Origin of the sequence: Paraburkholderia sp. DD10, from assembly GCF_049177125.1 — a bacterium.
GTDB lineage: Bacteria > Pseudomonadota > Gammaproteobacteria > Burkholderiales > Burkholderiaceae > Paraburkholderia > Paraburkholderia terricola.
In genome coordinates, this window is sequence record NZ_CP185393.1 from 2,551,798 (window position 1) to 2,566,574 (window position 14,777).

The 14,777-nt window shown below is 65.0% G+C and carries 13 protein-coding genes and 1 pseudogene; 3 read left to right on the forward strand and 11 right to left on the reverse strand.

Annotated features, from left to right (window positions below; genetic code table 11):
- Window positions 1-39: 39 nt before the first annotated feature.
- The 9 genes and pseudogenes from ACOCG7_RS26775 to ACOCG7_RS26815 all read right to left on the reverse strand — a co-directional run.
- Window positions 40-873, reverse strand: a complete 834-nt coding sequence (locus ACOCG7_RS26775; protein ID WP_073427058.1) for a M55 family metallopeptidase — start codon at window positions 871-873, stop codon at window positions 40-42.
- The gene (locus ACOCG7_RS26780) at window positions 870-2,018 is read right to left on the reverse strand and encodes a P1 family peptidase (RefSeq protein WP_073427057.1); all 1,149 of its coding nucleotides are present in this window, start codon (window positions 2,016-2,018) and stop codon (window positions 870-872) included. Before ACOCG7_RS26780 ends, ACOCG7_RS26775 begins: the two co-directional genes overlap by 4 nt.
- Window positions 2,015-2,920 carry a glutathione ABC transporter permease GsiD gene (gsiD, locus tag ACOCG7_RS26785; RefSeq protein WP_073427056.1) on the reverse strand — a complete coding sequence of 302 codons (906 nt, stop codon included), beginning with the start codon at window positions 2,918-2,920 and terminating at the stop codon, window positions 2,015-2,017. The genes ACOCG7_RS26780 and gsiD overlap by 4 nt, the downstream gene beginning before the upstream one ends.
- A 7-nt stretch (window positions 2,921-2,927) precedes the next feature.
- The gene (gene gsiC, locus ACOCG7_RS26790; RefSeq protein ID WP_073427228.1) at window positions 2,928-3,848 is read right to left on the reverse strand and encodes a glutathione ABC transporter permease GsiC; all 921 of its coding nucleotides are present in this window, start codon (window positions 3,846-3,848) and stop codon (window positions 2,928-2,930) included.
- A gap of 125 nt (window positions 3,849-3,973) precedes the next feature.
- Window positions 3,974-5,536 (reverse strand): glutathione ABC transporter substrate-binding protein GsiB, encoded by a 1,563-nt coding sequence (gsiB, locus tag ACOCG7_RS26795; protein ID WP_073427055.1) that lies wholly within the window; start codon window positions 5,534-5,536, stop codon window positions 3,974-3,976.
- Window positions 5,537-5,636: 100 nt separating this feature from the next.
- Window positions 5,637-7,559, reverse strand: a complete 1,923-nt coding sequence (locus ACOCG7_RS26800) for a dipeptide ABC transporter ATP-binding protein (protein ID WP_073427227.1) — start codon at window positions 7,557-7,559, stop codon at window positions 5,637-5,639.
- A gap of 82 nt (window positions 7,560-7,641) precedes the next feature.
- Window positions 7,642-8,634: an isoaspartyl peptidase/L-asparaginase family protein gene (locus ACOCG7_RS26805; protein ID WP_073427054.1), complete on the reverse strand. Its 993-nt coding sequence runs from the start codon at window positions 8,632-8,634 to the stop codon at window positions 7,642-7,644.
- A complete protein-coding gene (locus tag ACOCG7_RS26810; RefSeq protein WP_073427053.1) occupies window positions 8,631-9,641 on the reverse strand; it encodes a MurR/RpiR family transcriptional regulator in 1,011 nt (336 codons plus the stop codon). Before ACOCG7_RS26810 ends, ACOCG7_RS26805 begins: the two co-directional genes overlap by 4 nt.
- 132 nt (window positions 9,642-9,773) lie before the next feature.
- Window positions 9,774-9,917, reverse strand: a pseudogene (locus tag ACOCG7_RS26815) (MFS transporter); the annotation flags it as partial.
- Between the two features lie 93 nt (window positions 9,918-10,010).
- On the opposite strand from ACOCG7_RS26815, the gene ACOCG7_RS26820 reads away from it, so the two are divergent.
- Window positions 10,011-10,721, forward strand: coding sequence for a pseudouridine synthase (locus ACOCG7_RS26820; protein ID WP_073427052.1), 711 nt, complete (start codon window positions 10,011-10,013; stop codon window positions 10,719-10,721).
- A 167-nt stretch (window positions 10,722-10,888) separates the two neighbouring features.
- On the forward strand, window positions 10,889-11,077 hold the full coding sequence (locus tag ACOCG7_RS26825) for a hypothetical protein (RefSeq protein ID WP_073427051.1): 189 nt from the start codon (window positions 10,889-10,891) through the stop codon (window positions 11,075-11,077).
- 120 nt (window positions 11,078-11,197) lie between these two features.
- Here the strand turns inward: ACOCG7_RS26825 and ACOCG7_RS26830 are convergent, their stop codons facing one another.
- On the reverse strand, window positions 11,198-12,244 hold the full coding sequence (locus ACOCG7_RS26830) for an NAD-dependent epimerase/dehydratase family protein (protein WP_073427226.1): 1,047 nt from the start codon (window positions 12,242-12,244) through the stop codon (window positions 11,198-11,200).
- Window positions 12,245-12,367: 123 nt separating this feature from the next.
- On the opposite strand from ACOCG7_RS26830, the gene ACOCG7_RS26835 reads away from it, so the two are divergent.
- On the forward strand, window positions 12,368-13,399 hold the full coding sequence (locus ACOCG7_RS26835) for a CDP-6-deoxy-delta-3,4-glucoseen reductase (protein ID WP_073427050.1): 1,032 nt from the start codon (window positions 12,368-12,370) through the stop codon (window positions 13,397-13,399).
- Here the strand turns inward: ACOCG7_RS26835 and ACOCG7_RS26840 are convergent.
- Window positions 13,368-14,300, reverse strand: a complete 933-nt coding sequence (locus tag ACOCG7_RS26840) for a hypothetical protein (RefSeq protein WP_073427049.1) — start codon at window positions 14,298-14,300, stop codon at window positions 13,368-13,370. The two genes, ACOCG7_RS26835 and ACOCG7_RS26840, sit on opposite strands and share 32 nt — an antisense overlap.
- Between the last annotated feature and the right edge of the window lie 477 nt (window positions 14,301-14,777).

Below are 14,777 nucleotides of genomic sequence, written 5' to 3' on the forward strand. Positions count from 1 at the left end.
GTTGCGAGGGCTCGGGCAAAACAACCGACCGTTGCCCGCCTAGCGCAGCATGAACGACATCGCCGACAAACAATTCAGCATCCTCACCGCATCTTCCGCCGACGCCGCATCAAAACGCAGCGTGACGGCATCGACACGCGTGAGCGTCGGCCATTGGCAAAACAGATCAGCGAGCGCGGTGGTTTGCACACGCAGTTCACACTCGACGGGTTTCGCCCCGGCGCGCGTGGCGTGCGGCGCATGACCCTCGGCGAGATGCTGCCGCACCACTTCGCGCGCGGCCGTTCCGATCGCATCGCGCGCGTAGGCCGGGCTTTGCGTGACGCCGCTGGCATGCCCCGTCGCGCTCTTCGTCACGACGAAGCGCGCGCCCGGAAAACGCGGCGCGGTTTCCTCGGCAAAAACGTCGTCGCCGGATAAAAGCGCCACACGCGCGCCGTATTCTTCGGCCAGCGCGCCATACAAACCCGCCTCGCCCACTTCGACGCCGTTCAGCGAAACCCGCGCGAACGCGAAGCTGTTGATCGTATGCGCAAGGATGCCGCGCGTTTGCGACTTTGCGTGATAGCCGATCATGAACACGAGCGCCGCGCCGTATTCGAGCCCGGCCATCATGCCGAGCGTGCGCGGCTTGCCGAGCACCACCTGGGCGCGTGCGTCGAGCAGATCGGGCAGCAGGTTGCGAAAGCCGCCGTGCGAATCGTTGACCCATACCTGGGTCGCGCCGCCGGCGAATGCGCCTTCGATTGCGGCGTTGGCTTCGAGCGTCATCCAGCGGCGCGCGGCTTCGTATTCGCCGTTGCCCGCGCGCGTTTGCTCGGGATGGAACACGCCGGCCACGCCTTCTATGTCGGCGGAAATGAGGACTTTCATCGGTAAGATTGCTTGAGGAGTTGAGCGAGGTCGGGGACGCTGTCGTGCAGCGAGAGCCGCTTGCGGCCGTCGCGGCCCGTCACGGAAGTGGCGCGCCATAAGGCATCGACGATTGCCTGCTCGACGCTGTCCGCGCAAGCCTGGAACAGTGGATCGAGGCACGCGTCGGCGAGTAACGGCGGCAGCGTGACGAAGTCGGCATCATGCGGCACGGTATAGGCGGTTGAAAACGCCAGCGCGATGTCGCCGCTGCCGTGACCGTAGACGGAGCCGGTTCGCGCAAGACCGGCTGCGGCGCGCAACGACAGACGCTTGAGTTGCCGCGCGTCGAGCGGTGCATCGGTGGCGACGATCATGATGATCGAGCCTTGCTCGGGTTTTGCTATCGGCGCTGTCGCGGCGTTCGTGTTCGCGGCGCAGCCGGCGCCGGCCGCATCGACGGCATCGGCGGCTTTCGCCGCGCGCTCCGCCAGCACACGACCAAGCGGCGCACCGTCGATCGTCAGCATCGGCAACCGGCCGAAGTTCGCCAGCACGAGCGCGCCGACCGTATGCCGTTGACCGGCCACCTCGATCACGCGCGATGCGTTGCCGATTCCGCCCTTCAGATCGAAGCACGACATGCCCCGCCCCGCGCCGACCGAGCCGCTCACGACATGTGTGCTTGCGGCATCGAATGCGTCGTCGAAATGCCGTTCGTTGACGGCCAGCGCCTGGATATCGTTCAGGTATCCGTCGTTGCATTCGAACACCAGCGGATTGACCGTCGGCCACTCGCGCCCGATTCGCGGATTGGCCTTGATCGCCGCGCGAATCTGCGCCTGCGCGAGCGCCGCGACGCCGAAGGTATTGGTCAACGCAATCGGCGTTTCGAGCACGCCGAGTTCCTCGACCTGCACAAGCCCGATGCTTTTGCCAAAGCCGTTGACCACCGACGCCGCCGCGGGCACCTTGTGCAGAAACGGATCGCCGCGATGCGGACGAATCACGGTCACGCCGGTTTGCACGGCGCCTTCGTCGAGCGTGCGGTGACCGACCGTGACGCCATCGACATCGGCGATCGTGCCAAGCGGACCGCTCGTCAATACGCCGATATGCGGCGCGCCTTCGCCCACGTTTCCGCCCACGTTTTCACCCACACTCATGCCCGATCCAGCTTCGGATCGAGCGCGTCGCGCAAGCCGTCGCCGAGCAGGTTGAACGCCAGCACCGTCAGGAAAATCGCGAGACTCGGAAACAGCGCGATATGCGGCGCGGTCACCATATCGGCGCGCGCTTCGTTGAGCATCGCGCCCCACTCGGGCGTCGGCGGCTGCGCGCCGAGTCCGAGAAACGACAGGCTCGCCGCCGTGATGATCGAGGTGCCGATGCGCATGGTGAAGTACACCACCACCGACGAAATCGTCCCCGGCAAGATGTGACGCACGATGATCGTCCAGTCCGACGCGCCGATGCTGCGCGCCGCCTCGATATACGTGAGCTGCTTGAGCATCAGCGTATTGCCGCGCACGAGCCGCGCGAACGCGGGAATGCTGAAGATCGCCACCGCGCAGATCACGTTGATCATGCCGTTGCCGAGAATCGCCACCACGCCGATCGCCAGCAGTATGCCGGGGAACGCGAACAGCACGTCGGCCACGCGCATCGTGATGCGATCCCACCAGCCTTCGTAGTAACCGGCCAGCAGCCCGAAGAACGTGCCGATCACCGCACCGATCGCCACCGACAAAAAGCCGGCTTCGAGCGAGATGCGCGAGCCCGCCAGAATGCGGCTGAAAATATCGCGGCCCAGCGAATCGACGCCGAACCAGTGCGCCGCGGAAGGACCCGCGTTCAACGCGTCGTAGTCGAAGAAATTTTCCGGGTCGTACGGCACGATGTGCGGCGCCGCGAGCGCGACCACGATCAGCAGCAATACGAAGATGCCCGCGGCGAGCGCCACGCGCTGCTTACGGAATTTGCGCCAGAACTCGCTCCACGGCGTGCGGATCGCGCGTTCTTCGTTGACGGACTTGGCCGCATTCGGCTCGGTGGCTGTCGTGCTCATGCGGGCCTCACTTGAAACGGATGGTCGGATTGATCACGGCGTACAGCACGTCCACGATCAGGTTGATGATGATGAATTCGAGCGAGAACAACAGCACCTCGGCCTGAATCACCGGGTAGTCGCGCATCGACACGGCGTCGACCAGCAGGCGTCCGAGGCCCGGCCAGTTGAACACGACTTCGACCACGATCGAGCCGCCCAGCAGAAAGCCGAATTGCAAACCCATCATCGTGATCACGGGAATCATCGCGTTGCGCAGGCAGTGCTTGACGATCACGAGCCGCTCGGGCACGCCCTTGGCGCGCGCGGTCCGCACGAAGTCCTCGTTCATCACTTCGACGAACGACGCGCGCGTGAAGCGCGCCATCACCGCCGCGACGGCCGCGCCCAGCGTGAGCGAGGGCAGCACGTAGCTCTGCCACGAACCGTCGCCGACGATAGGCAGCCAGCCGAGCTTCACCGAAAAGATTTCCATCAGCAGCATGCCGAGCGCGAAAGCGGGAAACGAAATACCCGAGACCGCGAGCGTCATGCCGAGCCGATCGGGCCAGCGGTTGCGCCACACCGCCGAGACGATGCCGATGGCCATGCCCAGCACGACCGCCCACACCATGCTGGCGAGCGTGAGCCACAGCGTCGGCATGAAACGCTCGGCGATTTCCTGGCTCACCGGCCGCTTGCTGCGCGTGGAGGTGCCGAAGTCGCCTTGCGCGATCCTCGCGAAGAAGTGGGCGAACTGCTGCGGCATCGGCTTGTCGAGGCCGAGGTCGGCGCGCACCAGCGCGACGGTCGCCTCGTCCGCGTCGGGACCGGCGGCGAGCCGCGCCGGGTCGCCGGGCAACAGATGCACGAACAGGAACACCAGCACGGCGACGATGAAGAGCGTCGGCAGCAGGCCAAAGAGACGTTTGACGATGAAGTTCAGCATGAAACCCAATCCGGCAATGATGCGGGCAACGAGAAATCGTTCTGTGCGACGGGCCGCCGTTCGTCCAGCGTTCCGGTGTATTTCAGCGAATACGCCGGAGCGGAACGGTCAGCCCATCGCGCGAATCACTTGATCGCGATCTCGTCGAAATTGAACGAGCCGTCCGGCGCGACATACGCACCCGACAGACGCTTGCTGCGCGCGTACACGACCTTTTCCTTCACGAGGAAAATCCACGGCGCGTCGGCCCAGATGCGCTTTTGCGCATCCGCGTAAAGCGACGTCTTTTGCGCGCGGTCGGTGGTTTCGAGCGCCTGCTTCAGATCGCTGTCGACAGCGTCGTTCTTGTAGTACGCGACGTTCATCATCTTCGGCGGGAACGAGACCGAGCCGAGCAGCGGCGTGATCGCCCAATCCGCTTCGCCCGTCGACGACGACCAGCCCATGTAGTACATCCGCACCGGCGCCGTGACCGGGTCTTGCGCGCTCTCCACCCGCGCCACGCGCTGGCCCGCCTCGAGCGCCTCGATCTGCGCCTTCACGCCGACTTGCGCCAGTTGCTGCTGCACGAACTGGATCACCTTCTGCGCGGTCGAGTAGTTATAGGCCGACCACAGCGTGGTTTCGAAACCGTTCGGATAGCCCGCTTCCTTCAGCAGCGCGCGCGCCTTGGCCGGGTCATAAGGCCAGGGTCCGAGCTTCGTCGCGTAATCGACGCCTTCCGGCACCACGCCGTCGGACGGCGTCGCATAGCCGGCGAACACGACCTTCGTCAGCGCTTCCTTGTTGATCGCGTAGTTCAGCGCTTCCCGCACCTTCGGGTTGTCGAACGGCTTCTGGTTCACGTTCAGGCTGATGTAGCGCTGAATGATCGAGGGCGACGCGATCAGATCGACCTTCGGGCTCGACTGCAATTGCGCGGCCTGTTCGAACGGCACCTGGAAGGCGAAATCCGCTTCGCCGGTGCGCATCAGCGCGGCGCGCGTGTTGTTGTCGACCACCGGCTTCCAGTCGATCGCGTCGATCTTCGGGTAGCCCTTCTTCCAGTAGCCGGCGAACTTCTTCACCGTCAGATCGCCCGCCGGGTCCCACTTCACGAATTCGAACGGACCCGTGCCGACCGGATGGAACGCGACGTCCTTGCCGTACTTCTTCAGCGCGTCCGGCGAGATCATCACCGCCGACGGATGCGCCAGCACGTTCACGAATGCCGAGAACGGCGCCTTCAGGGTGATCTTCACCGTGTACGGATCGACCACTTCGGTCTTCTCGATACGGTTGAACATGTTGTAGCGCTTGAGCTTGTTCGCCGGATCGATCACGCGGTCGAAGTTCGCTTTCACCGCGGCGGCGTTGAAGTCGGTGCCGTCCTGGAACTTCACGCCCTGGCGCAGCTTGATCGTGTAGACGCGCGCATCCGGGCTCGCCGTGTAGCTGTCGGCGAGCACGTTGACGAGCTTCATGTCCTTGTCGAAGCCGAACATGCCCTGATAGAACGACTTGGCGACGGCTTGCGAGAGCGTGTCGTTGGAGTCGTACGGATCGAGCGTCGTGAAGGTGGAGGCGACGGCCATCACAGCCGTGGTATCGGCGTGCGCCGCGTTGCCCGCGAGCATCGCGAACACCACCGCGCCGCCGCTGACCAGCGCGCGCAAACGAAACGGAGAAGACGGGACCAGCAGGTTCATGAGTTGGCTCCAGGCTGCGAAATGAAACAGGTTGAGGTGCTGCGAGAAAGGTCTGGTACGTCGGGTTGCTTTGGGTTGCTTTAGTTTCGGTTTATTCGGTTCAGTAGGCACCGCCGACGCGATGCCGGGCGACGAAATGGTCCGGTCCCACCGCGATCAGCGGCGCCACGGCCGGTTCGTCGTTCAGCGCGCGGATCGGGCTCGGAATCTCATCGGCGGCGAGCATCCGTTTCGCGTGACGGCGCGCCGGATCGGCGACCGGCACCGCGCCCATCAGCTTCTTCGTGTACGGATGCTGCGGCGCCTCGAACACCGCGCGGCGCGGGCCGATCTCGACGATCTGCCCGAGATACATCACCGCGACGCGATGACTGACGCGCTCGACCACCGCCATGTCGTGCGAAATGAACAGATACGCCACGCCGAGTTCGCGTTGCAGATCGAGCATCAGATTGACGATCTGCGCCTGCACGGAGACGTCGAGCGCGGACACGGATTCGTCCGCGATCACCACCTTCGGATTCAACGCCAGCGCGCGCGCAATCGCGATCCGTTGCCGTTGACCGCCGGAGAACTCGTGCGGATAACGGCGCGCGGCTTCCGGCGGCAAGCCGACTTTTTCGAGCAACCAGGCGACGCGCGCCTGCGCTTCGGCGCCTTGCGCGACGCCGTGCACGAGCAGCGGCTCCATGATGGAAAAGCCGACCGTCAGGCGCGGATTCAGCGACGCGAACGGGTCCTGGAAAATGAACTGGATATTGCGGCGCAGCGCCTGCAACGCGGGGCCGGTGAGCGAGCTGATTTCCTTGCCGTCGAATTCGATCGAACCGCTTTGAGTTTCGACGAGGCGCAACAGCGAGCGGCCGGTGGTCGACTTGCCGCAGCCCGATTCGCCGACCAGCGCGAGCGTTTCGCCCGGCCGTAAATCGAAGCTGACTTTTTCGACCGCATGCACGCGGCCCGTCACGCGGCCGAACACGCCGCTCTTGACCGGGAAGCGCGTGACCAGATCGCGCACCCGCAGAATCGGCGGCGTGCTGACGAGCACGAGCGGCTGCGCTTCCTGCGCGACCGCGGCGGCGGGACGCACGGCTTCGTCCGCGCCGGTGAGGCCCGCCTGCTCGACCGTCAGGATCGGAAACCTGGCGGGCTGATCGGTGCCCTGCATCGAGCCGAGGCGCGGCACCGCCGCGAGCAGCGCCTTCGTATAAGGATGCGACGGCGCGGCGAAGAGCGCATCCGACGCGCCCTCTTCCACCTTCTCGCCGCGATACATCACCAGCACGCGATCGGCCACTTCGGCCACCACGCCCATGTCGTGCGTGATGAAGATCACGCCCATGTTCATCTCGTCCTGCAAGCCGCGGATCAGTTGCAGGATCTGCGCCTGAATCGTCACGTCGAGCGCGGTGGTCGGTTCGTCGGCGATCAGCAGCGCGGGCTTGCACGAGAGCGCCATCGCGATCATCACGCGTTGGCGCATGCCGCCCGACAGTTGATGCGGAAACCGCGCCGCCACCCGGCGCGCTTCGGGAATCCGCACGAGTTCGAGCAGACGCAGCGTTTCCGCGTGCGCGGCCGAACGGCTCTTGCCCTGATGCAAGGCGATCGCCTCGCTGATCTGATCGCCGACCGTGAAGACCGGATTGAGCGAGGTCATCGGCTCCTGGAAGATCATCGCGATGTCGGCGCCGCGAATCGAGCGCATCGTGCCCGACGACGCTTTCGCGAGGTCGAGCACGCTGCCGTCGCGGCGCCGGAAGGCGATGCCGCCGCCGGCAAGGCGCCCACCGCCATGCTCGATCAGCCGCATCAACGCGAGCGAGGTCACCGATTTGCCCGAACCCGATTCGCCGACGATCGCCAGCGTCTCGCCGCGCTCGACGGTGAACGACAGATGGCGCACCGCGTTGACGGTTGCGTCGCCGCTGCGAAACGCGACCGACAGATCGTCGACCGCGAGCACGCGTTGCGGCGGCAAGGTTTCGATAAGCGGACGGGCGGTGTGCGATGAAGTCGGCACGGTGGTTCCTTTGAATTCAAACGCGGCTAGCGAAAGTTCAGGCGATAACGCGGGCATACCAGGCGATAACCCGGCGAGCGGATCAGCGATAGATCGCCGTCACCGGCGTTTCGCCGGGACGCGCGAAACCGCGATACATGCCCTCGGTATTGAACGGCAGCGTGACGTTGCCGCGCGCATCGACGGCGATCAGGCCGCCACGGCCGTCGATCCTCGGCAGGCGGTTCATCACGACGTCGTGCGCCGCCTCTTCCAGCGAAACCTGGCGATAGGCCATTTGCGCGGCGACGTCGTAGGCGGCGACCATGCGCATGAACATCTCGCCGGAGCCGGTGGTCGAGACCGCGCACGTCGCGTCGTCCGCATAACAGCCCGCGCCGATCAGCGGCGTGTCGCCGACCCGGCCCACCTGCTTGTTGGTGACGCCGCCCGTTGAAGTAGCCGCCGCCACGTGGCCATGCCGATCGAGCGCGACCGCGCCGACGGTGCCGAACTTGCGGTTCGGGTCGATCGGCTCGTGCGGCGCGGGATCGTCGTCGTTCGTGGACGACGCGCCGGCGAGCGTCGCGCCGTCGTGGTCGAGCATCGCGCGCTGCCGGTCGCGCGCGAGCAGCCATTGATGGTGGCGCGCCTCGGTATGGAAATACCCGGGCTCGACGAATTCGAGTCCGTGCGCGGCCGCGAAGGCTTCCGCGCCTTCGCCGGTGAAGAGCACATGCTCGCTGCTTTCGAGCACGCGGCGCGCCGCCAGAATCGGATTGCGCACGCGCTTCACGCAGCAGATCGCGCCGGCTTCGAGCGTGCCGCCGTCCATGATGGCGGCGTCGAGTTCGTGCGTGCCGGCCGCCGTGTAGACCGCGCCGCGACCCGCGTTGAAGAGCGGGCAATCCTCGAGCAGACGCACGGCTTCGCTCACGGCGTCGAGCGCGCTGCCGCCGTCGGCGAGGATGCGCTGGCCGGCGCTCAGCACGGCATGCAAGGCTGCGTGATATTCGGCTTCGGCGCCGGACGACATCGACGCGCGCAGGATGGTCCCTGCGCCGCCGTGAATGGCAATGACTGCGTTGGAGTTCATCGTTTGGATTTGCTGGTGCGGGTGGCGCTGCTGGTGCGGGCGGTGCTCGCGCCGCGCTTGTCGCGGGCCGCGCCGCTGGAGGCGCGCGCGGGTTTGTCCATTGCGGCGATCGGCGCGGGCTGAGGATCGGTGAGCCAGGGCAGCACGAATTCGGTGACGTCGGCGGCCGCTTTCACCGAGCGCTTGGCGCGATACGCGACCGCGTCGCAAAGTGCCTCGATCACGGCGAGCACGGCGGAGTCGGCATTGGCCGCGAGCCGCCGCTCGGAGCGCACGTACAGCGAGAGATCGGCGAAATGCGCGAGCGGCGAGCGCGGGCTGTCGGTTAGCGCAAGCACGCGCGCGCCGCGGCTCGCGGCACGGCGCGCGAGTTCGATGGTGTCCTCGACATAGCGCGGGAATACGATGCCGATCACCAGATCGCCTTCGTCGGAATTGAAGAGACGCCGCGCGGCATGCGACGGCCCGCCGATCAGCGCGAGCGATTGCACGTTGTCGTGATACGGCATCAGCCCGTGCTCCATCAGGCCGGCGAGAAACGAGCTGGTGCCCGCGCCCAGCACGAACACCCGGCGCGCGGCGAGGATCGCCTCGACGGCGGCTTCGGCCGCGGCGCTATCGATCGCGCTGCGCGTGGAGTGCAGGTTGGCGGCGGCCTGTTCGAGCGACGCGTCGATCAGGTTGTCGCCGGCCGCGAGCGATTCCTGCGCGCTGCGCAATCGCTCGACCGGCGCAAGCGTCGCTTCGAAACCGCGCACCAGCGCCTCACGAAACTGCGGATAGCCGTCGAAGCCGAGCGTGCGCGCAAAGCGATTCGCCGTCGCCACGGACGCGCCGACCACGCTCGCCAGTTCGTCGATACGCATGGTGGCCGCGCGAAACAGATTGGCCAGCACGTATTCGCCCATGCGCCGGTGAATCGGCGTGAGAGTCGGCATGGCCGCGGCAATGCGCGAGGCGATGGCCTGCTCGGCGGAGTTGGGAGCAACGGATGGGTGATGAATCATACGAGCGAGGCGGACCACCTGATGTAAGCCAAATGCATGAAAGTATGTTTACATAGAAAACGCCTGGAAAAAAATTCATTTTCATCCGCGCGGGTTTTCCCGAGCGTTTCAGGGGCACGCAAGGCGGCTCACCACGGCGACGAGCGGCGCGGCGGCGAGACTGATCTGTCCGGCGGACTGCGCGACCCGATTCGACCACGCGAGCCGCTGAAATGCGGCGGGAAAACCGGGAAAACGGATCGCGGACGAAGCCGGCGAAGAGGACTGGGCGTGCATCGATGAACTCCCGCAACGAGGTAGGGGAGACCGTCGTCGCCGCTATCGCGCGGCGCGGCGCTCCACTTCTTGCGGTGTTATTCTTCGCTCGCCATGAATCTCGAAAGCATCCTCTTCACTCAAGGTTTCGGCTCGCGCCGCCAATGCCGCGCGCTGATCGCCGACGGCCGCGTGAGCGTCGGCGGCATGGTCCGCACCGATGCCGACGCCGATTTTTCAATCGACGACAGCGCGTTCGGCTTCAGCGTGGACGGCGTTGCCTGGCCGTATCGCGAGCGCGCCTATCTGCTTCTGAACAAGCCCGCCGGCTATGAATGCTCGCGCGAGCCGCAGCATCATCTGAGCGTGTTCAGCCTGTTGCCGCCGCAATTCGCCGAGCGCGGCGTGCAGTGCGTGGGCCGCCTCGATCAGGACACGACCGGCCTCTTGCTGCTCTCCGACGACGGCAAGTTCGTCCATCTGTTCACGTCGCCGAAACGCAAGGTGCGCAAGGTGTATGTCGCGACCACGCGTCATCCGGTCGACGACGCGCAATTGGCCGCGCTGCGCGACGGCGTGTTGCTGCACGGCGAGCCCAAGCCGATCGCCGCCGTCGAAGCGGAGGCGCGCGGCGACCGTCAGTTGGCGCTCACCGTGATGGAAGGCAAATACCACCAGGTCAAGCGGATGATCGCGGCAGCGGGCAATCGTTGCGAGGCGCTGCATCGCGAGCGGATCGGCGGGCTCGCCTTGCCCGCCGCGCTGGCACCCGGCGCATGGCAATGGCTCGACGAAACCGACCTCGGATCTTTACGAAGCGGGTAAACCGGTAGCGTCCCCTTTAACGCATTGATGCAGCACGAAAAACATGGGCGCGATCGCGCACATAGGCTGCGGGACGCGCATCGATGCGCTGCGTCGCAGCATGCCCTTCCTTTCAGCGCCCTCTATACTCGATTAAACAAGGACTAAAAAAGTTCAAGGAGGGTGCCATGGTCGTCCACGACACAAGCGGGATCTGGTACATGATGGTTGCTTTCGCCGGCCTCGGGCTGGTGGTGATCGGCGGACTGCTGATCGTGATGCGGCGGCGGCACAAATACCAACCTAATCTGATCGGGGCGTTGATCGGCGCGATGCTGTGCTTCCTGCTGCTGGAAGCGTTGCCGGCGTTGACCTGATGCATTGACGCCGCTCGGCGCCGGCTCGTTCGGCCGGCGTGATGTGGTGTGAGTGGCCGAGGATGTCCGGCACCGTGGTTCGTCGACCGTGGGTCGATTAACCCTCACGCGGCCACATGCTCATGGCGCGCGCGTTGCGCTCCCACGCAAGAAATCTTCGACGCTCGGATAACGAAAGCGCACGCGCAATTCCTCCTTGAGGCGCCGGTTCACGAGCCGCCTCGATTCACGCATGAAAGACAGCAGGGTCGGCTCGATCTCCTGTTCCGCTTGCGCGCGCGTGATGCGAGGCGCGCGCGGCAAGCCGAACGCGTCGGCGACCCGGTCGAAATACTCCCCCATCTTCAGCGACGTGTCGTCGGACGCGTGGATCGCGCGCGCCGGACGGCCGTGCGTCGCGAGACGCACGAGGATCGCGGCGAGATCGTCGGCGTGGATATGGTTGGTGTAGACGTCGTCGGCATCGATCAAGGCGGGCGTGCGCTTTTCGAGGCGCGCCAACGGCAGACGATTGCGCGCATAGATGCCAGGAATGCGCGCGATGCTGGCGGCGAGCGTGCCGCGCGCCGTCGCGCGCCGCAATTGCCGCTCGGCCGACATGCGCCGTTTCGCGCGAGCGTTGGCCGGTTGCGTGTTGCGCGTTTCGTCGATCCACGCGCCGCCGCAGTCGCCGTAGACGCCCGTCGTGCTTGCGTAGACGAGCCGTATCGGCGCGCGTGAGCCGGCGGTCCGGCGCACCCCGTCGGGTACAATATTGGCTGCTTCAGATTCAGGCCACGAGGCAGCGCTCAGGTTGCGCAACCCGCGGCGCAGCCGCCCTACCGGCGCCACCGCGCCGCGTGCTGCGCGCAGCGCGCGATCGCGGCGAGTGCCCAGCGTGGCGAGCAAGGCGCGAGTCCGGCGATCGTCGTCGCCGGTTTTTTGCGGCGGCGCGAGGTGCAGCACCGTCGGCGCGAGACCGGCGAGCCGTTTCAGACTGCGGCGCTCATCGAGGTCGCCGACCAGCGGTGTGACGCCCGCGGCGCGCAATTCGGCGCTGCGCTCGGCGTGGCTGGTCAGCGCGAAGATATGCGCGCGCGGTCGCAGCAAGGGCACGCAGCGCATGCCGACGTCGCCGCAACCTACGATTAACACGCGCGGCCGGCGTAAATTTCGTGTCGCTTTCATGGTGCAGGCATTGTAGCCGTCAAGCGCGGCAGGTATCGCGCAGTTGAGACCGCGCGTTCCATGACGCCGGTCCCATCGCGCGGGTCCGATAACGATTACCGACTTTTCGATTTCGAACACTCTATGGCATTTAACGTCACGCTCCGGCAAAGCGGCCGGCAGTTTCAGGTAGAACAGGATGAACCGGTGCTCACCGCCGCCTTGCGCCAGGGCATCGGCCTGCCCTACGGTTGCAAGAACGGCGCCTGCGGTTCGTGCAAGGGCACCGTGGTGAGCGGTGAGATCGAACAGCGCTCGCATTCGTCATCGGCTTTGTCGAACGACGAGAAAACGCGCGGCATGGCGCTGTTCTGCTGCGCCACGGCCTGCTCCGATCTCGAAGTGGACATCCGCGAAGTGGCCGGTGTCGGCGACGTGCAGGTCAAGAAGCTGCCCTGCCGCGTGAACGCGATCGAACGGAAAGCCGACGACGTGGTCGTGCTGAAGCTGCAACTGCCCGCCAACGAACGTCTGCAATATCTCGCCGGCCAGTACCTCGAATTCATCCTGAAGGACGGCAAGCGCCGCAGTTATTCGATGGCGAGCGCGCCGCACACCGAAGGCCCGATCGAATTGCATATTCGTCACATGCCTGGCGGCGCCTTCACCGATCACGTATTCAACGCGATGAAAGAGCGCGACATTCTGCGCTTCGAAGCGCCGCTCGGCACGTTCTTCCTGCGTGAGGAATCGGACAAGCCGATCGTGCTGCTCGCCTCGGGCACGGGCTTCGCGCCGCTGAAGGCGATCGTCGAGCACGCGGTGTTCAAGAACCTCGACCGGCCGATGACCTTGTATTGGGGCGCGCGCCGCAAGAAGGATCTGTATCTGCTCGACCTGGCCGAGCAATGGGCTCGCGAGATTCCGAACTTCAAGTTCGTGCCGGTGCTCTCGGAGCCGGACGCGAGCGATGCGTGGACGGGCCGCGTCGGCTTCGTGCATCGCGCGGTGGTCGAGGATCTGCCTGATCTGTCGGCTTACCAGGTGTATGCATGCGGCGCGCCGGTGATGGTGGAGTCGGCGCAGCGCGATTTCACGCAGCATCATCGGCTGCCGGAAGACGAGTTTTATGCGGATTCGTTTACTAGCGCGGCGGATCTGGCGAATCCGGTTTGAGCGGTAACGCAGCGTCAGCGTACACGCGTCGATGCTCACGGAGCTGAGTTCGGCAAGCGCGGCTGTGCACGCGGCTGCGCTTGGCGCATGGATGGCTGATGCCGATAAACGCGTCGATTTTGACCTGCAGTGCGCGCGCCTGATTTTCAAGCGCCGCATGCTCGGGCAAAAGCAATTTGCGCAAGGGCGTATGGCCGTCTGTTCCGGCTACACCGAGATTGGATGCGACAAAGTCGACTGCCGCCAGCGTGTCGAACAGCATCTCACCCCACACGGGTTCGTGATGCGCGACACGATTACGCGTCTGATAAATGCGTTCCAACCGGATGGCCACCGCCGACCGGTTTATCCGCTTGTTGGGGAAAATGCGCTTGAGCGCCGACTTCCATAGCGTCTGTTCATAATCGCTGGAAAAGAGCCGCTTCCAGAAGTACATCGTGAGCTGAGTGATAACTTGCCCGCTCCGAACAGAGATTGCTCTTTGCCGTGCATCGAGCCGAAACTCATGGCGCAGCGCGGCCGGCACGCCGCGGCGAAATGCTGCCTCGTCCAATGCGTGTTTCTCAGTGGGCTTAAGTTTGGCGTAGGCGGCACGCTGGGCACCGCGCACCGCCGCTTCGATCTTGGCGCGCTCCTCGTCCTTCCATGTAAAAGGCCCCGGTGGGCGACGCAACCAGCCGCCAACGCCGAAATGTTCGGTCAGCCTGTCGCATACTGCGTTGCGCAGTGCGATTTCGACCACCGCGGTTACGCTCATCAGCGCGCCCGCCACTTGCAGCATCTGCTGATGAAGCGCGACCGCCGCGCGCGTGGTGCCCGCCAGCGACTGAAAGGTGTTGAGGCGTTCGCCCGAAAGCAGCGCGGCGACTGCCGCAATGTCTTCGTCAGTCAGATGTTCCATTGACGTTTGGCTCCTGGGCTTTTAGAATCGTCGGCGATAAGTCGGGATCAGCGTCGGCAGCTATCCTCGGATGGGCGGACCCCCGGCTTCCTCATTCAAAACGGGCGCTCACTCGAGCGCCCGTTTGCATTTCCAGCGGTTGTTTTCATGCGCCACCGATTCCGGCACCGCCCGCGCAGAAATGATCCGCGTCACATTTTAGTCAGCCATACGTCTCATAATCGGTCTGCGACCTGAACTCGCGCTGCCCACAAAAATATCGGCACAACGCAAATTCACGGTTTACACCAGCGCTTTCCTTGTCGTATTCTTTCGCGCATGAACCGCATCCAATCCGAACTTCGACGTCGCCGCTCGCCGCTCCCTTAGGGACGCCGCCGGCTTCGTCACGGATTCGCGCCGCACAACGGCGCAAGCTGTTCGAATCATGAAAGCCACGGCATGCCGTGGCTTTTTTGTTTTTCCTGGCCTTCTTCC